This is a genomic window from Vibrio methylphosphonaticus, from assembly GCF_023634655.1.
Taxonomy (GTDB): domain Bacteria; phylum Pseudomonadota; class Gammaproteobacteria; order Enterobacterales; family Vibrionaceae; genus Vibrio; species Vibrio methylphosphonaticus.
In genome coordinates this window covers 159630-181942 of the sequence record NZ_JAMKMS010000006.1, presented here as the reverse complement: position 1 = coordinate 181942, position 22313 = coordinate 159630, and the positions used below count along the sequence as shown (strand labels likewise).

The 22313-nt window shown below is 44.6% G+C and carries 20 protein-coding genes; 7 read left to right on the top strand and 13 right to left on the bottom strand.

Annotated features, from left to right (window positions below):
- Window positions 1-220: 220 nt before the first annotated feature.
- Window positions 221-931 carry a type IV pilus biogenesis/stability protein PilW gene (gene pilW / locus M9196_RS09245; RefSeq protein ID WP_250617250.1) on the top strand — a complete coding sequence of 237 codons (711 nt, stop codon included), beginning with the start codon at window positions 221-223 and terminating at the stop codon, window positions 929-931.
- Window positions 932-934: 3 nt separating this feature from the next.
- Here pilW and rlmF read toward each other — a convergent pair whose 3' ends face one another.
- The 6 genes from rlmF to M9196_RS09215 all read right to left on the bottom strand — a co-directional run bounded on the left by rlmF (window position 935) and on the right by M9196_RS09215 (window position 8418).
- On the bottom strand, window positions 935-1963 hold the full coding sequence (gene rlmF, locus M9196_RS09240) for a 23S rRNA (adenine(1618)-N(6))-methyltransferase RlmF (RefSeq protein ID WP_250617249.1): 1029 nt from the start codon (window positions 1961-1963) through the stop codon (window positions 935-937).
- Window positions 1941-2456, bottom strand: coding sequence for a YgjP-like metallopeptidase domain-containing protein (locus tag M9196_RS09235; protein WP_250617248.1), 516 nt, complete (start codon window positions 2454-2456; stop codon window positions 1941-1943). Before M9196_RS09235 ends, rlmF begins: the two co-directional genes overlap by 23 nt.
- A 228-nt stretch (window positions 2457-2684) precedes the next feature.
- Window positions 2685-3854, bottom strand: coding sequence for a Na+/H+ antiporter NhaA (gene nhaA / locus M9196_RS09230; RefSeq protein WP_250617247.1), 1170 nt, complete (start codon window positions 3852-3854; stop codon window positions 2685-2687).
- Window positions 3855-4196: 342 nt separating this feature from the next.
- Window positions 4197-5312, bottom strand: coding sequence for a lipocalin-like domain-containing protein (locus M9196_RS09225; RefSeq protein ID WP_250617246.1), 1116 nt, complete (start codon window positions 5310-5312; stop codon window positions 4197-4199).
- Window positions 5313-7766 carry an ABC transporter permease gene (locus M9196_RS09220; RefSeq protein WP_250617245.1) on the bottom strand — a complete coding sequence of 818 codons (2454 nt, stop codon included), beginning with the start codon at window positions 7764-7766 and terminating at the stop codon, window positions 5313-5315. It lies immediately after the preceding gene.
- Complete coding sequence (locus tag M9196_RS09215) at window positions 7747-8418, bottom strand: ABC transporter ATP-binding protein (RefSeq protein ID WP_250617244.1); 672 nt, start codon at window positions 8416-8418, stop codon at window positions 7747-7749. The genes M9196_RS09220 and M9196_RS09215 overlap by 20 nt, the downstream gene beginning before the upstream one ends.
- Window positions 8419-8691: 273 nt before the next feature.
- Here M9196_RS09215 and M9196_RS09210 point away from each other — a divergent pair, with 273 nt between their 5' ends.
- Entirely contained in the window at window positions 8692-10119 is a 1428-nt protein-coding gene (locus M9196_RS09210) for a DUF2867 domain-containing protein (RefSeq protein WP_250617243.1), read from the top strand.
- A 163-nt stretch (window positions 10120-10282) separates the two neighbouring features.
- On the opposite strand, the gene M9196_RS09205 is transcribed toward M9196_RS09210, so the two are convergent.
- The 7 genes from M9196_RS09205 to M9196_RS09175 all read right to left on the bottom strand — a co-directional run bounded on the left by M9196_RS09205 (window position 10283) and on the right by M9196_RS09175 (window position 16660).
- Window positions 10283-11329, bottom strand: coding sequence for a hypothetical protein (locus M9196_RS09205; protein ID WP_250617242.1), 1047 nt, complete (start codon window positions 11327-11329; stop codon window positions 10283-10285).
- Window positions 11330-11434: 105 nt separating this feature from the next.
- A complete protein-coding gene (locus M9196_RS09200) occupies window positions 11435-12247 on the bottom strand; it encodes a PhzF family phenazine biosynthesis protein (RefSeq protein WP_250617241.1) in 813 nt (270 codons plus the stop codon).
- An 11-nt stretch (window positions 12248-12258) separates the two neighbouring features.
- On the bottom strand, window positions 12259-12933 hold the full coding sequence (locus M9196_RS09195) for a YoaK family protein (RefSeq protein ID WP_250617351.1): 675 nt from the start codon (window positions 12931-12933) through the stop codon (window positions 12259-12261).
- A gap of 251 nt (window positions 12934-13184) precedes the next feature.
- A complete protein-coding gene (locus M9196_RS09190) occupies window positions 13185-13673 on the bottom strand; it encodes a GNAT family N-acetyltransferase (protein ID WP_250617240.1) in 489 nt (162 codons plus the stop codon).
- A gap of 32 nt (window positions 13674-13705) precedes the next feature.
- A complete protein-coding gene (locus tag M9196_RS09185) occupies window positions 13706-14332 on the bottom strand; it encodes a GNAT family N-acetyltransferase (protein WP_250617239.1) in 627 nt (208 codons plus the stop codon).
- 22 nt (window positions 14333-14354) lie between these two features.
- The gene (locus M9196_RS09180; protein ID WP_250617238.1) at window positions 14355-15044 is read right to left on the bottom strand and encodes a response regulator; all 690 of its coding nucleotides are present in this window, start codon (window positions 15042-15044) and stop codon (window positions 14355-14357) included.
- The gene (locus tag M9196_RS09175) at window positions 15041-16660 is read right to left on the bottom strand and encodes an ATP-binding protein (protein WP_250617237.1); all 1620 of its coding nucleotides are present in this window, start codon (window positions 16658-16660) and stop codon (window positions 15041-15043) included. The genes M9196_RS09180 and M9196_RS09175 overlap by 4 nt, the downstream gene beginning before the upstream one ends.
- Window positions 16661-17163: 503 nt before the next feature.
- Between M9196_RS09175 and M9196_RS09170 the strand changes: the two genes are divergently transcribed.
- From M9196_RS09170 to M9196_RS09150, 5 genes are all read left to right on the top strand, one after another.
- The gene (locus M9196_RS09170; RefSeq protein ID WP_250617236.1) at window positions 17164-17403 is read left to right on the top strand and encodes a Rossmann-fold NAD(P)-binding domain-containing protein; all 240 of its coding nucleotides are present in this window, start codon (window positions 17164-17166) and stop codon (window positions 17401-17403) included.
- 176 nt (window positions 17404-17579) lie between these two features.
- Complete coding sequence (locus M9196_RS09165) at window positions 17580-18995, top strand: TolC family protein (protein WP_250617235.1); 1416 nt, start codon at window positions 17580-17582, stop codon at window positions 18993-18995.
- A complete protein-coding gene (locus tag M9196_RS09160) occupies window positions 18992-19966 on the top strand; it encodes an HlyD family secretion protein (RefSeq protein WP_250617234.1) in 975 nt (324 codons plus the stop codon). Before M9196_RS09165 ends, M9196_RS09160 begins: the two co-directional genes overlap by 4 nt.
- 9 nt (window positions 19967-19975) lie before the next feature.
- Window positions 19976-21157: an ABC transporter permease gene (locus M9196_RS09155; protein ID WP_250617233.1), complete on the top strand. Its 1182-nt coding sequence runs from the start codon at window positions 19976-19978 to the stop codon at window positions 21155-21157.
- Complete coding sequence (locus M9196_RS09150) at window positions 21154-22293, top strand: ABC transporter permease (RefSeq protein WP_250617232.1); 1140 nt, start codon at window positions 21154-21156, stop codon at window positions 22291-22293. The genes M9196_RS09155 and M9196_RS09150 overlap by 4 nt, the downstream gene beginning before the upstream one ends.
- Window positions 22294-22313: the final 20 nt, after the last annotated feature.

The following is a 22313-nucleotide window of genomic DNA, read 5'->3' as shown; positions in this document are numbered from 1 at the left end:
TTTCTTCGCCAATACTTTAGCGAAGTTCATACCCCAGATACAGATTAGAGTTAATATTCCAATACTGTTCGGCTACTTTGTGAGCAACTCGCTTTCACTCGCTCAGTTATTTCTGAGCGTTCACTCGCACCAGTACACACACTAACACCGGATAAGCGTCTAAATGCTTATTATAGAAGGTATAAACTCATTATATTGAGCGTCGAAAAAGGTAAATAAGATGGTGAAGTGGCGGATACCCGCTTTATTAGCAATGTCACTTTTAGTTGGCTGCGTTACGGTTGATGGAAGCAAAACGAATGTGCAAAAAGATCCTATTGCTATCGCTGAATCGCGCATTGAACTTGGGCTTGGTTACATGCAACAAGGAGATTACGCTCGCGCCAAGCAAAACTTTGAAAAAGCCATTGAACATGCCCCTAAGTACTATCGCACCGGACTAACCCTAGCCTATTACTATGAAACTGTTGGTGATATCAAAGCGGCGAGAAAAGCCTATGAACGAGCAAGCAACGCTCATCCCAACAACGGCACGATTTTGAATAACTACGGAACATTTTTGTGTAAGCAAGGGGACTATTACCACGCTGATCGTTACTTCAACCAAGCGATTAAGCAGCCTCATTACTACCAAGTGTCCGCAAGCTATGAGAATGCAGGATTGTGTGCACTTAAAGCAAACGACGTAAAAAGAGCTGAAAATTACTTTATTAAAGCACTTGATCACCAGCCTCTTCGTCCTAACGCTACAATACAATTAGCGGCGATCGAGGTTAAAAATAATCAATTGAAAGACGCTCGGCTACGTTTGCTGGCGTTCAATCACCGCTATGGGTATCAAAAGCCAAGTTTGAGAGTATTAGTCGATCTTGAATCAAAGGCAGGCAATAGAGCAATGGTTGAGAAATACCAATCATTGCTCTCCCAATAACACTTACTTCAGCGTTTTAGCGAACTGACTTCGCTGCTGGGTTGACATGAAGGTCCATACAACAAAACGGCTTTTTTTCTGACCTTGTGCCATTTCTTGTATCACAATTTCTGTCGCGCCTAGTTGTTCCAGTTTTTTCGTTAATGGTCTTATATTGTCTTTTTTGGACAGCAAAGTACTAAACCAAATCACCTGCTTGGAAAAGCGCTCGCTCTCTTGTGCCATTTTGGAGACAAACGACGCTTCGCCACCCGGACACCATAGCTCTGCTTTTTGCCCACCAAAGTTAAGGGCAGAGGTATCCACGGACGGTGCATTGCTGCCCCTTTGCTGGCGGTTCTGTCCAAGGTTCTTAACTTTACGTTCCGATCCCTGCTTCGCCTCTTCTAGTGATTTGTGAAACGGAGGATTACAGGTGGTGACAACAAAAAAGTCTTCAGACTTAATCACCCCTTCAAAAATTGTATCTGGATTCGCTTGCTGACGAATCTCAATTTTTTTGGCCAACAACGAATTATTATCAACAATGAGTCTTGCTGCTTCAATGGCACTTGTATCTATCTCGGAACCAACCCAATTCCAATGGTACTGCGATGCGCCAATAATAGGATAAATACAGTTAGCGCCTACCCCCACATCAAGCGCTCGTACTTTTATTTTGGTACCAGGTTTTGCTAGATCTCGATTTAAATGCTCACTTAACCAATGAACGTAATCCGCTCGGCCCGGGATCGGAGGACATAAAAACCCTTCAGGAATATCCCAATACTCCACACCATACTCAGACATAAGGAGCGCTTTATTGAGCAATTTAACCGCCAAAGGATCAGAAAACGATATCGTGTCCTCACCATTGGGGTTTTTCGTCATCACCGCTTTCAATGCCGGAACGGATTTCACCAAAGCATCAAAATCATATCGCCCATGATGTCGGTTATTTTTATGCAACCCTGCTGCCGCTCGCTTCTCAATGACAGGCGTTGTTTGCGGATCTTTAGCCGTGTTCTTATTAACGTTTTTTGGCGTTTTCATTCATCAACTCTTTGTAAATCATAAAAAGACGGGCATCAAACTCAAGCTGGTGATAGTTAGGTTCCATGTGACAACATAATTGATAGAACCCTTTATCGTGCTCTTTCTCTCTAACATGAGCCAATTCATGAACCACTAACATTCTCAATAAAGGTTCAGGCGCATCTTTAAAGATACTCGCAATACGAATTTCATTTTTGGCTTTTAGCTTTCCACCATGCACGCGAGAAACATAGGTATGTAAACCAAGCGCATTGTTAATTAGGTGAATCTTACTATCCCAAACCACTTTTGTGATTGGCGCTGTTTTTTTCATGAAGCGCTGTTTAATTTGCATAGTGAAATCAAACAATGCTTTTTCGCTTTTTATTTGGTGCGATTCAGGATAACGCTGTTCAAACCACGCAATAAAACGACCAGACTCGACTAAACCTGACACTTGTTCAATTAAGTTAGCTGGGTAACCCGTTATATATTTTAGTGATTGGTGCATCTAACCCCCTTTGAAAGAAGCGTCATTTTAACGATGCAATGGTTCTAAGGAAAGCGATTCAAGAAATATCTTACCTTTATCTCACTGTAAAAGTGAAAGATGGCAATATGGATTAAAGCGCTGCTTAATCGATTCGCAACGGGGAGATTAAGTTAACCTCATCAGATTTTAACGTAAAAAAAACCCAACCGAAGTTGGGCTTAATTACATCAAGTGATTCCTGAGGATTTAATATTGCTCTTTAGGCTCAGGTGCTGCTTCCTTTGGTAACGAGGCATTAAGTAAGCCATAACCAAGAACTGCTGCTGTCGTTGATCCCATCAAGATACCTAGCCTTGCGTATGTATCAAATTCAGGACTCACACCAACAAACGCTAGAGAAGCAATGAAAATCGACATGGTAAAACCGATACCACATAACACACTAACCGCAAATACCTGTTTGAAGTTAACCCCTTCCGGAAGCTTAGCTACGCCAAGCTTAACCGCCGCCCAACTAAAGGTAAAGATACCTAGAGGTTTACCAATCAATAGGCCGGCTGCAATACCCAGAGGTAACATTGATGTTAAGCCTTCCATTGACACCCCTTGTAGTGAGATGCCTGCATTCGCGAAAGCAAAGATTGGTAAGATACCAAAAGCCACATAAGGGTGAAGTGTGTGTTCCATGTGTTTCAGCGGTGAATGTTCTCCCGGCTTACCTTGAAGTGGTATAGCGAAACCAAGCACAACACCTGCCAATGTCGCGTGAACACCAGAAGCTAATACGCTCACCCACAATACTAAGCCGACTGCGAGATAAATAGGCAGCTTGGTCACTTGCTTTGAGTTTAAAGCAAACAAGAGAGCCGTCATTGCAAAGCCAATAGTAAGAGCAAGTGTCGACAAATCACTGCTATAAAATAGCGCGATAATAACGATAACACCTAGGTCATCGATAATTGCTAACGCCAACAGGAATACTTTAAGCGCTACCGGTACGCGCTTACCAAGCAGCGCCATAATACCAAGAGCAAAAGCGATATCCGTTGCTGCTGGGATTGCCCAGCCACTCATTGCTTCAGGATCACCTGAGTTAAAGAGAACGTAAATCAGTGCCGGAGCAACCATGCCACCTACTGCAGCAATTGCTGGGAAAATCGCAGTCTCACGAGACTTCAATGCACCCTCTAGTAACTCTCGTTTTACCTCTAGACCAATCAGCATGAAGAATACGGCCATCAAGCCATCGTTGATCCAGTGAGAAATAGATAGACCAAACACGTACGTATGAAGTGCGCCTTGGTAAAGTTCATTGAGAGGAGAGTTAGCAACAACCATCGCAATCGCAGCTGCAATCACCAAGATGATACCACCTGCTGATTCCATCTTAAAAAAGTCACGAATGACGTCGTTCATAGATAAACCCTTTATAGTTATTCGTTTTGTTTGAATAGTTAGATTCTATATCTAGTTAATTTACAGAAAAAATCGATTGTACGGAGGTTATTTGTAGGAATAACCGAATATTAACAGGAAACCATTCGAGATATCCATAAAATAATGCACCAACTATAGATTAGTATAGTGCAGAAATATGCTAACGATCACAAACAATTGCGATGCATGTGCGGCTGTCAATATCATCTTGATCTAGAAAATTCTGGGCAAAAGTAGCATGAGAGAAAATGTTGCTAAGTAACAACATTTTTATAGGTGATTAGAAGCGAGTAGCCTTAATTTTAGGGTGGAGTACTTTTCTTAGTAACCGCTCAGTTGGATATAACCGGGAGCAACATGAGAACCTTGAGTACGAACAGGACCTTGCCATTGAGGCACAACAAAGTTCACCCAGTTGACCTGCCTTCCGGCCTTGATGACAAGGTCAATATCATGCTCTGGTATTGAAATTTTCCAATTTAAAGGCACACTTGCACCATCATGCAAGGCAGTAAAATTAAGGGCTTTTAGCTCAATTTCATCACTTCCAATCGCGGTAACGTCACCGTTGTTGTCTATCAAGCTTGCACTAACATACGGCATGTTATCTTTGTAACGGTATTGACTGACGACTAGGGCTCGTGTTGCAGAAAGTCGGATAATAAAATTATCTTCGCCAACATAATTTCCCCCAACCAACTCACTGCCCCATTCTTTTGACAGCCATGCCTTGCCTGTTACCTTGAGAACTTTTCCACTTGGTAGAGTTAGTTGCCCTGTAGAATGAACAAACGGTGCTTCAATCACATAAGAAGCTCGTGGCAATAAGTCATGCTTGAGGTGATAGCCGTGCTCACCAGTGACCGCATATTCCCCTTCTCGTTCAAACTGCAAATTAACGCTAAATTTGTCTGTAGATAGCTTTAAATTTCCCGGCATAGGGTCATGGGATAAAGAGCGCCAAGACCAATCATCAATCCAGACTCTAAACGGTCGACTCACTCCACCCGCCTGACCTATTCCACCACGAGCAATTCGCTGATCCGTAAACATCCCAAGGTGACTGGTCAACACAACATTAGAAATGTAGATTTGCGGATCTTTCCAACCGGTTTTGATGCGGTCATCACTCGCATAACGAAAAAATCGCCATCTCATCCAATACGTTTGACCATGAACATCCTTTAGCTGAGTAACAAGTTGCCACCATTCATGTTGAAATTCAGGGTGAGAACGAAAATCGGTAGGCAATGTCACCACACGATCAGGTAAGACGGGTTCGAAAACCTTTTTACCGGGCGAACCAAATATCGTATTGATATGGGTCGTTTTTGTGCGAGTGATACGTTGCTCATCATCTTTGAGGATAACCACAAATGAAGCCGCGACCACAACGGTTAAACAGCAGGCAAAAATGAGCTTCTGCAGTCGATTCATTTACAATGCATCCCTTAACGAATGGATAGGAGTGCTTCTAATTAATCTCAACACAGGTATCGCTCCAGCTACCATCAATGCCAACATACTCCAAAGGCATGACGTTAAATATTGCCACGGAACAATTTGCAGCTGCAGTGACCAACCAAAAGACTGCTTAATGACAATATCAACGATAAGTTGAGCGAGAGCGATCCCCAACGGCATCGCAATAGCCGCGGAAATTAATCCAAAGACTAGCAATTGTAGCCCTCCCATCAAGACAAGCTCTCGTCCTGAAATACCAAAACAACGCAATAAAGACGTATGCCGCTGACGAGAAACCTCCCCAGCAATGGTTGAGAAAAAGATCCCAAACACCGCAATCACCAATGTAATATTGCCTAACGTATCAGCAATCGCAAACGTACGATCGAAGGTTTGCATCGCTTCTCTGTGAATGGTCGTATTGTCATAAATGCGCTCACTATTTAATCTAAATTCACTTTGAAGCCTTCGTTGCACCAAAACCGACTGTTCTTTATCATTAAGCACGGCACCTAACGCAACATCTCCGGAGCCTGAAAAGTGAGCAAGCCATCGATTTTGTGACATTAACACTTGGTGATATGGATTCCCGTAGTCGTAATAAACACCGATCACCTGCCAGTTCTTACCTAACGGTTTGTCCAAATTAAGGTAATCGCCAGGCCTCAGCCCTTGCTTTAATGCCATTGATTCACTGATCATCACCCCCCTAGAGTGATGTAAGTGGTACCAATAATTAGGGATCGCTATTTTAACGGTCAGAGAATCGAGTTCGCCAACTGAGTCGCCAGTACTCACAACTTGCATCATGCCATATTTGGTTGGCATTTCTTCTTCCCAGCGCCACCACACCCTATCAACTTCTGGCTGGCTCTTTAACCAATGACTCATGCGATTTGCGGTATTATTGGTTGGATAAACGTAGATATCTGCCGCTAAGCGTTGCGTTAGCCAACGGTCCGTGGTGTCTCTAAAGCTTCCAACCATGGTTTCAATCCCCATATTTGCTGCTAGAGCAAGCATAAAGGCCATATTGGCAACACCACGATAACTCATACTCGCCGCCGCATCAGCAAAGAACCATCGAACTTTTACCCACTTAAGAGAGAATGAAAGACCTGTAAACACCTTCCAAATAATAAACGGCGTAATAAGTGCAACACTTAATAGCATCAATACAATAATGGCATAACCCGAGGCTTGGGATTTAGGTGCTTGGTAAATCGCAATCGCGGCAACACAGAATCCGCACGCAACAAAGGCTTGCCACGTAAACTCAGCCCCAGTAAATCGCATCAGCGATAAACGCGATGAAAGGCGAATAGGCTGAGATTTCAGTAGGCGAACTAGAGGCCAACCACACGATACAACAGCACCAATAAACGCTAATAGAAAACTATAGATGCTCCACTGCCAACTCCACTCTATCGTCAAACCGATATTGGCATCGTACAAATCGCTCAAGCTTTGAGACACGGCGGGAATAAGCTGATTAGCAAGCAGTAATCCAAATACGTTGCCGCCTAACCAACTCAAGAACACCAATCCCGCGAGTTCAAGACAGAGTGCCTGAGCCAGTTGCCAGCCTGAGACGCCTAGCTGACGCAGGCTGCCCACAAGTGGCTGACGCTGGGCTAGAGACAAAGACATTGCCTGATAAAAAATAAATAACCCGACAACAAAAGAGAGCATACTCATTGCGGTCAAATTAGTATGAAAGGCTTTGGTTAATGCCTCTAACTGCGACTGGGAGCTGCGAGAAAGCGTCATCCCATTAGGAATACGTTTGCGCAAAGCTTCTAACTTTTCCGAAGACATTTCGCCACACGCGATAACAGATAACCCGGAAGACTTTTTAAGGCTGCGTAGCAGTGACATATCCGTCAATATGCGCGTTCCACGGATACCGCTTTTCTTGTCGATTTTAATCGGCCCTAGTATTGCCCCCCCCTCTAATGGGATCACATCACCAGCAACCCAGCCTTTTAGCTCAGCTAAATCAGCACTGACAATGACCGTCGATGGTACTTTAATGAGGTCTTGAGACGCGATATCACTGATCGTGATTGAATTTCTTAATTGCAGTAACGCTATTGGGTCAACGCCAACCAGATTTAACTCTAGTCCATCTTGTGAGGTGACTTTGTGCATGTCAAATGGCACACACTGTTTAAAGCCCTCACGACGCAGTTGGACATAAAAACCTTGAGGTATTTTCGTATCAGCGTGTTTTGGTCGGATTCGATATGGGACAGGATTGGCGAACAGCTTTTCACCGCTCGCGTAAGCTTGCTTAGCATGATGGTTAATCGCGGTCACACCCACTAGGAGTGAAACCCCAAGTGTTAACCCTAACCAAACTAGTAATATTTGCAGTGGATGGCGGCGATAATGCCCAAGTAGCGCCTTAACTACGGGCAATAACATGCAATTGCCCCCCTTGAAGGCGTATACACCCATCCATGTGATTGGCGACTTTTTCACTGTGTGTCACCACCAGTAACGTACACTCTAGCTGTTTCGTCAACGACGTTAGCAAGCGCATTACCGCTTCTGCATTACGTTCATCAAGACTACCTGTTGGCTCATCCGCAAGGAGAATCTTAGGTTCCATATAAAGCGCTCGAGCAATCGCCGCTCGTTGTTGTTGACCACCAGACACTTCTTCTGGATAACGCCCTAATAACGCCATCAGATCTAACGCAGATAATATCTGACGCCATAAACCTCGATCTTCTGGTAAACCTTTAATTTGACGGCAGAAACGAATATTGTCTGCAACATTCAGTGTTGGAAGTAAATTGAATTGCTGAAATATATGACCAATGTTATTACGGCGGTAAGCCGTGCGCATGCTTTCAGTAGAGTCATGCATAGCGAAATCTGGGTACCAAATTTCACCAGAGTCCACGCGGTCAATACCAGCCAGCAAGTTCAAAAGTGTACTCTTTCCAGATCCACTCTCACCCATCAATGCCAATTGCTCACCTTGCGACAATGTTAACTCTGCACCTTGCAGTACAGGGTGAAATTCCCCACCGTCGATATAGCCTTTACTTAGGTCAGACAATTTAAGCATTAATACACTTCAATCACATACAAAATTGGAGTGTGAATCTACACTAAAAAGGCTTTTGTAGGAAGCCAATTTAACCCGTTAAAGGCGAACTGTTTGCTTTTAACAGCAAGCTAAGAATGAAATCTTGCTTTATTTAAATCTCCCGTCTATTTTCGCTTGCCGTCTGCCACTAAAAATAACGTGACCACACCAAACAATTTACGTGAAACACATGGAAAACATGGAAAACATGTTAGATTTTATATAGATAATATTTATTCAACGGAGTGATGAATGAAACGTATTTTAGTTCTTGGTGCATCTGGCTACGTCGGGTCACAATTAATTCCTAAACTCCTTGAGCAAGGCCATGAAGTGACCGCCGCTGCGCGTCAAATTGATTATCTTCAAGCCCGAGTCATGCCTCACTCTCAATTAACGTTCGAGTATCTAGATTTAGCTAACCGTGAAGCCACGCTCGCACTCATACCACATTTCGATATCGTTTATTTTCTTGTGCATGGCATGGCTCATGGTCACGACTTTCTCGACTACGAACTGACGCTCGCACGCCATGTCAAAGAAGCGCTTGAAATCAGTGACGTTCAGCATGTTATTTACTTAAGCGCGATTCAACCACAAACCGGAAACTCCGAACATTTAGCAGCTAGAAAAGCGACGGGAGACTTGCTTAGAACCAGCAAGGTTCCAGTGACTGAATTGAGGGCCGGCGTAATTATCGGACCAGGTTCAGCGGCCTATGAAATCATGCGTGATTTCGTCTATAATCTGCCCGTCCTCATTGCCCCTAAATGGGTCGAATCCAAAGCTAACCCGATTGCCTTGGAGAATCTTAACTATTATCTCTTACAACTGATTGATGAAGACATGCCTTCTAATATCATCTATGAGGTAGGTGGACCGGATATTTTATCCTACCACCAGCAGTTCCAAATTATCTGTGACAGCGTTAATAAGCCTCTACGCCTTTGGGCAACCAGTCTACTCACTCCTAAACTTGCCTCATACTGGCTTGGTGTTGTTACCTCAGTACCCTCAACTATCGGACGCGCATTACTGGCTGGATTAGAGCACGACTTCATTGCAGACTCAGCGTCAATCCAAGCGCGTTACCCTCAACACTTAATTTCCTATGCTGACGCAGTCAAATCCAGCGTCGAGCAAGATGGTGATTTTGTACTGAGCAATGTTTGGGGGTTTGACCCCAGCGCCCTCACCCGTTGGCAAGCTGGGTATGGTTATTACCCCAAAAAGACCGGCGCGACGTTAACCACAAGCAAGTCCACTCAAGCACTATGGAATGTGGTAAAAAAAATCGGTAGCCCGAATGAAGGCTACTTTTTTGCCAATATATTGTGGCGGACAAGAGAATGGTTGGATATTTTCTTTGGCGGTGGTCGCCCTATTCGACGTGCGCCAAAAGGGCCACAACTTCAGGTCGGTGATTTCATTGATTCATGGAAAGTTATTCGTTGTGAAGAGCCAGGATTTCTTTCGCTATTATTCGGTATGAAAGGGCCAGGATTAGGAAGGCTTGAGTTTACCGTTACCGACTTAGGAGACAAACGTGAAATCAACATTACCGCCTGGTGGCATCCTCAGGGGTTCCGAGGTTTACTGTACTGGTTTGCTATGATGCCTGCCCATCTATTTATCTTCAAAGGGATGGTTCGCGCGGTTTGCAATAAAGCTAAGGACTGAGTCGCTAGCTCTTATTATAATCCGTGTATTGAAGGCTGATACGCTGCGAATTTACCCGTGTTCATTATTACCCGTATTCACTAATGAACACGCTGAGGGGTAGTCTTCACTTAACGATATACCGCCCCCAAAGGGTTGCGGTAACAAACAGGGTTCTCAGGTATTATTTCAACTTGGTTTTTTCATTCGCTCGACCAATACTGTAGATTTTTTCCGCCCGAGTCCCAAAGAACCAAAAGCTTATTGCTAGAATGGCAAAGAATACCGCCTTATGGGTCCCTTCCCAAAAGTATTCAATAAAACGGGTGTAAAGATTGACAAAAATAAAGATTAAACCAAACCCTCTCGTCAATTCATCATCATACTTCATACCATGATAAACAGAGCCAATCGACGCCATAAGCAGTAACACCGACCAATGTATCAAAGTAAACTGACTGACTTCGCTCCATACCACCCAATCGGCATAATTTCCAAACACCGACATTAGCCACATAGAGACAAAGAACACCGACAAGCCAACAGCACGTGTCGTAATGGCAAAGTCTTCTTTAGATTTCCAACGACGCTGCACCCACAAACTAGAGATAATGAGTAGCGCACCAAACACCACAAAACGCAGCGGGAAACTTAGCCCAATAAAGTAGCCCAACTCACTCGCCTGATAAGTTTCAAATCCAAACCAACAACCGAATGACAGCAACGCACATAACCAAACGATCAACGATGGAATCCAAAGTCCTAATACACCATAAACCAGCGACGCCATGAGTATTAACTTGGTTAAACTTTCCGCTTGAATTACCTGCCCTAGGAAGTAGATAGACAATGCTGTGCTGACGATACCCAGGACAAAGAGTGCTTCATTGCTAAACATATTGTCCGGTGCATACTTCTTACGACGAAGACCAAACCCGTAAAATAACGCTGAAATTAATGCAAAGAATCCACTTTTAGCAATATCGGGGGCGGTAAAAATCTCCTCAAATAGCCTAATTAGCCACTCATCTAGGAGCACGGATACGACTGAGAATACAATACAAACGATCGCTATCCAAAACGAGTATTTAGCGACCAAGGACCAGTCAATCTTTGCAATTTGATAACTCTTCTTAAGCTTATCAGAATCCTCTTGGGTAATAACACCTTGCTCTAACCATTGTGCAATCGCCCCTTCTACCACACGACTTTCTCTTTTCGATAGTTTCATTTACAACTCTTGAGCTCAAACGCTTGTACTTAGATTATAAGAGGCATTGGTTAATTTGATGCTTATCGCTAGCAGTGAACGCGTCTTTATTTATTGAAGTTCGCTTTATATATACAGCTGAGACTTAGAAAACAACACCGCATTACCAGAAACCAAGACCCTTTCGCCAGAGATCTCTATGTTCAACAAGCCACTTCGTCGCGACGCTTGTAGGGCAACCATTGACGTCTTTCCAAGTTGCTCTCCCCAATAAGGCCCTAGTCCGGCGTGTATAGACCCTGTCACTGGGTCTTCATCTCCACCGCTCGCTGGCCAAAAATAACGAGACACAAAATCTCGCTGTGGGTCGTCCGACGGTGCCGTCACGACAACATCATACGGTTTTAACAGAGCTAATACTGAACTGTTCGCTTCTATTTCAGTAACATCTTCTTCAGATTCATAGACGGCGAAATACGCTTGATCATTACGTAAAATGCGTAGCGGTTCACGTGACAGCCCGTTGAGCAATGCCTGAGGGATATTCTTGATAGGCTTTGGATTTTGGTTAGGAAAGCTCATTTCAATTAGACCTGACTCACACTGCTTGACCGTAAGATCTCCGACGTCGTTTGTCGAAAAACGAAGGGTTTGTGTAGCGGAAATACCCTGTTCGGTACTCAGATAATTATAAAGGACATAAGCGGATGCCAGGGTTGCATGACCACAGAAGTCAATCTCCGTTATTGGAGAAAACCATCGAATATAGTAGTGGTTAGGCGCAATCGGTTTTATATATGCGGTTTCAGACAGGTTATTTTCCGTCGCTACGCTTTGCATCCATTGCTCGCTGGGAAACTCCTCGACCAGCATAACCGCAGCACTGTTGCCTTTGAATGCCTCAGACGTAAACGCGTCCACAATCCATTGTGTCTTCACTATTCGATTCCTTAATTTGAACAAGAGGTATAAGCAATCCGCTTTCTATACACGCGATAGCCTAACGCCAAAATAATGCATAATACCGCAGGTGGCAATAGCGCATAAAATGCCAACTGTTTGAATAAAATTGCCCCCACTAACCCGCCACTAATAAACCCCAATAATATGGTGACGAATAATTTAGCTTTGCGCTTATCAAACGCTTCACCTCGCAGTGTGGAACCAATCATTATCCCCAAATCGGTGACGATTCCAGTTACATGGGTTGTGCGCACAACCGCACCACTGAAGGTTGTAGCAAGCGCATTTTGTAAACCACACGCCGCCGAAGCAAAATAACTGCCGGTCGCAGAACCCTCAATCAAAAAGTACGTGGCGAACAGCAAAAATGCACTTTCGATACACAAAAGCCATTCATATTGGCGCCCTAGCTTCAAAGAGGCATTCGATATGAACATTCCCGAAATGGCTGACCCCAATAAAAAACTCAATACTATCCCAACCAAATGCGTGGAGGTTACCCAGTCGGTAAACAGCTGCGTTCCCAGTAAGGTCGCGGTGCCTGACAAGTGGGAAATCGCTTGATGTTGAAAACCTAGCAAGCCGACCGCATTCACGGTCCCGGCAAGCAAAGATAAAATAAATGCGCCAGATTCAATCCAGCGCGGGAGCTTTGAAATCACACTATTGGCCTTTTTCTTACGAGTTGAGATAGTTAACCCATCAGGGATGGGTTCTATACCGAGAGGACTAAATACTATACCTCGACTATTGGGCGTTACACGTCGAGCATTCAACATAACGTCTCTAACATTCAGCGATCTTGTTTAGCCATAAGATACTTGTTAACTGTACAAGTGATCGAGACAACACCAGCCATCTCGACGATACCAGTCATCTCAACAACATTAATTCGCAGGCATCATAGTCTTATTTAGCTAAGCTGCTTTGATTTAAAGCACATTATATGTTGAGGCCCCGCCTCCCCCCCAAGGTAAAGCTGGTCGGTATCGATAAAACCTGACTTTACGTATAGCTGTCTTGCTAACGTATTCTTGCAGTTAACGGTCAGATACAAATCAGCATTCCGAGTGTGCAGCCATACTGAATAATTCTGCAGGATTTTTCCAATCGCCCTCTTCGCAACACCTTGACCTTGATAGCGACAATCAATCAGCAGCGATCTCAAGCCTACCGCTCCGTTTGGACAAAATAAATACTGATTCGAGTAAGCTTTATCGAGCAGAAAAAAACCTACCGGCGTGCCATTTAGGCAAATCACCCATTGAGTTTCTGCCGCTTGCGGTGTACTTCGTTCAATGATGGTTTCAATCGCTCCAACATAAGGAGTTTGCGCTTCATGCACTGACAACTGTAATACGTGTTGCAGGTTCTCTGGACTTAGCGCTTCAATGGTCAACATGCCGGCTTACTCTCTATTTACTCACACCTATTTTATCGCGAAGGCAGTGTTTGGCCGGACGAGTTAAAATCAGATTCGTCGTCTTTCAAGGCCATTAACCACAGGTCCCAGTATTGCCCCGCGACAAACTTTACGTTTTTTACTATCTCGGTTCGCTCAAAGCCCAAATGTTGATAACACTGAATGGCTGCGTAATTATGAGCAAAAACGGATAGCGTGATCTCTGACTGAGGTTGCTTCATTTTGGCGAATGCAATCAAGCGCCGTAACATCTGGGACGCCAGCCCTTTCCCTTGGTAGTTTGGGGAAATAAACACGCGACAAATGCGCAGCACACTGTCAGAGGCTTGAAATAATTCAACAAAGCCAACAAACACGCCCTCTCGTTGTAATAAAAAAGGGTGACTAAGACTATTGGAGAAATGTTTACCAAGTTGAGATTGAGTCAGAGGAAACGTAAATTGAAAACCGCCCCATAGATAATTAAGTTTTTCCGAATCAATCCAATCAATAAGCAGAGGGTACTGCGCTCGGGTAAATGGCACCAGGGCCAATGATTCTGAGGTATCTGAGGTATCTGAGGTATCTGAGGTATCTAAGTTATCTCGAATGTCTAAAACTTCGAGGCGCTCTACCTTGTGGGTCGCCTGCTTATTCACGTCGTATTATCTCTTCCAACGGTTATTCACGAGCTAAGCGGCGATAGCAACGTTCTGGTCGCCCCACTGAGCCATAATTTACATCCGCTTCTAATTCACCGGTACTAATTAAAAATTCAAGATAACGCCGTGCTGTTGTTCGGCTTGCTCCGATGTTTTCTCCCGCTTCATCAGCGGTATAGAGGCCATGTTCATTGAACAACGTGCGTATTTTTTCCAGTGTAACGCCATCTATACCCTTTGGCAGGTACTGGTCTGCTTTTGCTTCCGCAGTATGGCTTTGCATCATTTCGTCGACCAGTGATTGGTCTAACCCATCCATATGATGAAGTTGCTTAGTTCGTTTTTGATATTTCTTTAACGCGCTTTCCAAACGAGGGTACATGACTGGTTTTAGCAAGTAATCAATCACCCCTCCTCGCATCGCTTGCTGCAAGGTTTCTACATCCCTCGCAGCGGTAATGAGAATAACATCACACGCTTGATTCATGGTTCGTAACCGCCCGAGAATATCAATGCCAGTACCATCGGGAAGATAGACATCGAGCATAACTAACTCAGGCTCTAGGAGCTCTAGCTGGATTTCCGCTTCCGAGCGAGAAGTCGCAATACCGACGACCTCAAACCCACCCATTTTTTCGAGGTAGCGACGATGTAGCTCTGCTATCTTTTGATCATCTTCGATGATCATCACACGTGTCAATGCACTCATGCCATTCCATCCTTTGGTACATATACAGTGACTCGAGTCCCCATATCATTATTGGCTATCAGCTCTAATTGCCCTTGATAGCGCTCCGTTAATTGCTTAACCAAAAACAAACCAACCCCGCGATTACTGGCAGATTTACTCGACACGCCTCTTTCCGATAGGGAAGAAACATCAATGTCGCTCGGTAAACCGCAGCCACGATCAACCACTTCCAAGATGATTTCATTGCCATAATCACTCACTGAAACATCAATTTTCGAACGAGCCAAACGCTGATTGGGTCGCTGGTTAATGGCTGATAACGTTGCTTCAAAAGCGTTATCAATCAAATTACCTAAAATGGTGACAAGATCATCCGCATTGAGCTGCGTAGGGAGAGGCTCTAAACGCGATTCAGGATCCACGACGAGCGTCAAACCAAGTTCCCGTGCACGCTCCGTTTTTCCTAACAGCATGCCCGCAATTAATGGGTCACGCATCGTCTCTCGTAAAAACTCTATCAAAGACTGATAATGTGCGGTCTCTAAGCCAATCATATGTTGAACGGCGTCTAACTCACCCATTTGCAGCATGCCATTAATGGTATTGAGTTTGTTGCGATGTTCATGCGTCTGAGCGCGTAGCATCTCGGCATAGGCCTTGGTTTGAGACAATTGCGCCGTGAGTTCGCTAATTTCATCCCTTAGACGAAAACTCGATACCGCCCCAACAACCTTACCATCGACGATAATTGGGCTTCGGTTCGCGACAATACGCTGGTGATTCAAGTACAGTTCAATATCATGATCGACCTCTTGGCTATTAACTAAACTGTGCAAATCCGAATTTGGTAGCACATCGACCAAAGGTTGATTAAGCGCTTGTTGTTTGTTGAGATCTAAAATATCACAGGCACTGGTATTAATTGATCGTAAAACACCGTTAGAATCAATACTAATAACCCCTTCTTTAATTGTGCTCATTGTTACGTCTAGCTCACCGTATAGGCGACCGATCTCTTCCGGTTCAAAACCCAAAATCGCTTTCTGAAAACGTCGAGAAATGTAGTTCGATACCACGCCATTAACCACCAGCACCAACACCGCCATTCCTAACAAAAAAGCCAAATAAGGCTCGATTCTGTCTTGTAATCTATCAATCAAATAGCCAACCGATACCACGCCAATGATCTGACCATTACCATTAAAAATGGCCGCTTTCCCACGAACTGACTTTCCAAGGGAGCCTTCTGCAAATGAAACATACGCCTGTCCATCTACCAGAGCCTTATCATTATCTCCCCCTTTCATTGGCTTACCAATGCGCTCATCTATAGGGTGAACAAGACGGATACCCTGATGGTCACCGATGACGATAAAAGCCGCACCAATCATTTCGGTCAATCCCCGAAACCTAGATTGCATCTCAGCCGAAGCGTTATCTTCTACCATTTCAATCACAGACGATGACTGCGCTAAAAACGTGGCAACCCCTTTCGCTTTGAATCCCATTTCCTGCTCTTGTGACTGCTTGATGTAACTAAACCCAGCCAAAGACAATATAACCAACTGAAGCAAGCCAGAAAACGTCATAATAATGAGCAGACGATGACGAAAGCTGAACTGATTCCATCTCATTGTCATTCTCCTTTAATATCAGAACTGTAACAGCCTTGTAACATAAATACACTCAGCGCATCCTGGTTCTGTGACCCTCTCAAAAAAATCATAAGCGGACACTTTTCAACCACGCATGCGCTGCCTGCCACTCTTAATGACAAATGCGTTGATTTCATATTGTTCATAAAGAACACTGACTAAGATCACAGCGAATTTAGGTTAATTTTAGAACTAATTAGACTGCGTACCGTATAGTAAATCGATACCGACGAAACAAGGACGCCTCCAGTTCGGTTTCAGCAAAGATTAGCGAAAGCGCTATCTATAAGTGGCAAAAGCTCTATGAGGGGCGAAAGCTCTATGAGTAGCGAAAGCGCTATGAGTACAACTACACATTAGATCAGCAATGAGCATCGAATGTTCTGGGCGATAGGCCATAACACTAGAAAACGTCACCTCTCAATAAAAAACAAAAGTAATGAGAGCGTATATCAGGGAACCACGTTAAAAGGAGCAAGGCTATGAAACGTGACTGTTTTGGAATTTGCCTAGATAGGGCTGTGCTGTCAAAAAACCGAGCATCAACGTTCACACACGTGAGAGCTTATCAAAAACTAAATGCTCAACATGAAGACGTTGAAAACGACTTACTTGTCTCTTTTTCCTCTCCGCAAATGTCTGGAAAAGAAGTGCTGCAAGCAATGAAGCAAGCAAAAAACTTAGTGTGGCGAGCGGGCTACTTTTGCCCATCACAGCAGTAAACACACGCTAGGTAGAGAGGTTCAGTACGGCCTCTCTATTTTTCATGACCATCGTCAAAAAAAACAGACACTTAACTTCGCGTTCCCGCCAATCACAACTACCTTTAAGGTATTGCACTGAATATTATTAGAGTATAAACTCTAAATATTTTATTAACATATGGCTTGGAGCATACATGAAGATTAAGTCCCTACCGTTGGTTGTGGGCGCATTGCTAGGCACTCTGTCACTTAGTGCATGGAGTGCAGACGTCTCTTTTGACGAGGCATGGCAACTGCTTCAACAAAACAATAACTCACTCGCCGCGCAGCGAGCCAACGTCGAGCGCTATGGTCATTTAAAAAGTGCAACGAGCAACCTTAATCTGCCTAGTATTACCCTCGGGGCGAATTACACACGTTTAGACAAAGATGTAACCGTTTCTGGGCATCAGCTAGCAGAGAGTTTAAATACAAATATCAGCGTCCCTGGATTGGGTAATTTAGGCTCAGTACTCGGCGGTATTACATCCACTATCGAACATCAAGACATCTTTAGTTCTTCTATCCGCGCCGTATGGCCAATCTTCACTGGTGGTCGCATCAACGCAGCACAAACCGCAGCGGAAGGTCGCCAAGAAGAAGCCGAAAGCCAGTTTGCAATGGAAGTACAGGCACGATACGAAGACTTGAGCAAATACTACTTCAGTGTCATTTTGGCTAAAGAAGTGGTTGAAACACGCCTTGCCGCCGAGCAAGGGCTAACGAAACATCGCGATTACGCGATTAAGCTGGAACAGCAAGGTCAAATTGCCAGGGTAGAACGCTTACAAGCAGAAGCCTCACTCGATAAAGCCACAATTGAGCGAAAGAAAGCGCAACATAGTCTAAATATTGCTCAGGCTGCTTTGACACAAATCTTAGGGCAAGTCGAGAAAGTTGAACCGAGAGACGAGCTCTTTATTAACCGTAATTTACCCCCTCTTGATGCGTTCGTTGACCAAACATTGGACACGTATCCCGGACTGGCGATTCTCGACGCTAAAGAAAAGCAAGCCAGCAGTCTTATCAAAGCGGAAAACGGCAAATACTACCCTGAAGTTTACGCCTACGGTGACTATAACCTTTATGAAGGTGATTCATTAGCCAATCAAATGACCCCTGACTGGTTGGTGGGTATTGGGGTGAGTGTGCCACTTCTTGAAAATACCGGTCGTAGTGAAAAGGTAAAAGCAGCAAATAGCGCGGTGAGCCAAGTTCAATACCTCAAACGCCAAGCAAAACAAGACTTAAGTGTGTTGGTGGAAAAAACCTACTTAGAAGCACAGCAGGCCCTCGACGAAGCGATTGGACTGAACTCCAGCTTGTCATTATCAAAAGAGAACCTATCACTGAGACAAAAAGCGTTTGCTCAAGGGCTCGGACGTTCCATTGATGTTGTTGATGCGGAACTCTATGTCGCTAGTATCAAAACTCAACAAGCCGCGGCCAGTTTCCAGTACCTGCTCTCTCTAAACAAGCTATTGGCGTTGTCCAATGAAATGAACAGTTTTAGTCAGTATAAATATAACTCTATCAACCCTGCAAAAATCACTTCTAAGGATGCATTATGAACAAGGTTAAACCAACACTCGCGACACTTGGCGCGCTCGTAATTGCAGGTTGGGTTGGTTATAAGTTTTTTGACGCTTACCAAACCCCACCCTTCCGCCTTCAAGGGCAGATTGAGTCACAACAGTACAGTATTTCGTCTAAAGTCCCAGGTAGAATCGACCAAGTTATGGTCCGTAAAGGCGACGAAATTAATGAAGGGCAACTCGTATTTACGATTCATAGCCCAGAAATAGATGCCAAACTCGAACAAGCTGTCGCGGGTGAAAAAGCCGCGGGCGCACTTGCCCAAGAAGCAAACAACGGTGCTCGTCAACAACAAATAAGAGCGGCAGAAGATCAATGGCGCAAAGCTCGCGCTGCCTCCCAACTGATGGAGAAAACGTATCTTCGCGTCAATAACCTATACAAAGATGGCGTTGTTGCAGAACAAAAACGCGATGAAGCTAAAACACAATGGCAAGCGGCTAAATACACTGAAAGTGCCGCCTACCAGATGTTTGAAATGGCGAAAGAAGGCGCTCGTAATGAAACCAAAGTTGCGGCTGCTGAAAAAGTTCGCATGGCGGCTGGCGCAGTAGCCGAAGTTGAAGCCTATGCTGCAGATACTAAGATTCATTCTTGGTTTGATGGTGAAGTTTCTCAGGTGCTGCTCCACAGTGGAGAGCTGGCCCCGCAAGGTTTTCCTGTAGTGACCGTTGTCGATACTAAAGATTCATGGGCGGTTTTAAATGTTCGTGAAGATCTGCTACAACATTTTGAGAAAGGCGCTGAATTTACGGCATACGTACCAGCTCTAGATACCGACGTCACGTTCAAGGTTAACCACGTAGCCGTTATGGGTGATTTCGCCACTTGGCGCTCGACCGATGCCACTCAAGGATTTGACTTACGCACTTTTGAAGTGGAAGCGCGCCCATTAGATCATAAAGATAAGCTACGTATGGGCATGAGCCTTGCCGTTGAGATGTAAGGGCTGAGTATGAACCAGCGTTCTAACACCGTAGCGTCCATCTCCTCTGATGGACGGCACTACAATCAATGGCACATTCTCCGTCATGATAAATGGCTGCTTTCATGCCTAACTTGGGTGCCTATTGTCTTGTGTTTTTCTATCTATTGGATATTTTCTCAAGGCATCGCCAATAACCTACCTGTCGGAGTGGTCGATCTTAGTAAAAGTACGTTATCTCAGAAGCTGATTCGTAATTATGATGCGACCTCAATGTTGAGTATCGATCATCAATATGACGACATTCAACAAGCTAAATCTGCATTGATCGAAGGTGACATCTACGCGATTTTATATGTACCCGCCTCGTTTGATAAAGCGATTACAAAATCACTGACCCCGCAAGTGACTCTGTTTTACAACAGCCAATACCTACTCGTTGGACGGTTAATTAATTCGGCCGCGCTGCAGGCTCAAGGAACCTTTAATGCGCAAGTCGGTGTGGTTCAAGCGCTGTCCAAAGGCAATACGACTAGTCTAGCGGCGATGGGTAATGCCGTCACAGTAAGAACTCAAATTACACCGCTGTTTAATAAAGGAACCAATTACGCCCAGTTTCTGGTGTCCGCCATTGTTCCCGCTATTTGGCAAATCGCCATTGTTTCCTTTACGGTATTAGTGCTTAGTGCGAATTATCGAATTTCGGGATTAAGTCCATGGTTTGGTAACACCTCCATCGTGGGTCACCTGAGCCGTACGCTGTTACCTTATTTCTTGTGGTTTCTATTACAGGGTTCATTTTTCCTAATATGGTTCTACGACATCATTGGTTGGCCGATGGAAGGAAGCTGGCTCGTGCTGTTTTTCGCACAAGTTGTCACGACGCTAACCTGTATGATCATGGCGTGTTTCTTTTTCTTCCTCACCTGTGATGCTGCAAGGGCAATGAGTTTTGCTGGCGCATTTACAGCACCAAGCTTTGCATTCATGGGAATCACCTTCCCTGCGGCTGATATGAGCCCTCTTGCAACAGCTTGGCGAGAACTACTGCCAATCAGCCATTACATAGAGGTTCAAGTGAGCCAAGCAAGTTACGGCGTCATAGCCATTCAATCTCTTAGCCATCTCACACCTATGTTGGGTTATGTCATTCCACTGGTGCTGACCGTTGTACTGATCAAAAAACATATGAGTAAGGAGTCACAAGTATGACGTTACTCGAACATATTAAACTTGAGTTAAGAGCGATTCTCACCAATCCCGTCGTCACTCTCACGGTATTTGGCGGTGTCATCTTCTACTCATTTCTTTATCCGCTTCCTTACACGACGCAGATCCCGCGCGAGTTACCAATTGCAGTGGTCAACCTCGACAAAAGCCAAACGAGTTATACACTCGAACGCATGGTCGATGCCACGCCGAACGTAACAGTAGTAAGCCGCCTCAGCACGATTACGGACGCTAAACAGTGGTTTGAAGACGGTAAAATCACCGGATTTATTGTTATCCCTGAACACTTCTACAAAGACCTAATGATGGGTAAAAGCCCTGTGCTTTCCTACGCGGGTGATGCGGCCTTATTTTTGGTATACGGAACGGTGGTTGAAGGGCTTGCTCAGGCTGGAGGCACGCTCGCGGCGAAAACCAAAGTGTCTAAGTTATTAATTGACGGCGTCCCACTCGAGCTGGCAGCAAAGCAATATGCGGCGACCGAACTTAATGCTAAACCGACCTTCAACCCGCACATGGGATATATCGACTACGTGGTACCCGCTGTCTTTGTGTTGATTCTTCAACAAACCCTTGCAATGGCATCAGGCTTGATCGGAGGCACTCAAAGGCAAGGCAATGGCTACTGGCAATCACAATCAGCGTTAAAAGTCATAGCGGTGCGAACAGGGGTGTTACTGGCGTTTTATTATATACTCGGCATGTTTTATTTCGGTGCCAGCTTTGACATGTATGGCATCAGTAAGCTCGCCCACCCTAGTGAAGTACTGACCTTAATGTTGCCGTTTTTTCTTACCACATGTTTTATTGGCATTCTGATTGGAGCAATCACGCCAAGACGAGAGTTGGTAACGGTACTCGTTCTACTTAGCTCCATGCCATTAATTTTTTCTGCTGGATTTATTTGGCCAAGTGAAATGCTACCGGCGCCAATACAATGGTTCGCTGCCATATTCCCAACCGAACCTGCGATTAGCGGATTTTTAAAACTCAACCAGATGGGTGCCGATTGGTCACAAGTGTCAGCGCAATGGAGTCAATTGTGGCTACAAGCCGCAGTCTGGGGCGGGTTAGCGTATTGGTGTTTCTCGAGAAACCGTACAAGTCACACCGATTAATGGGTCGACGTTAATCACAA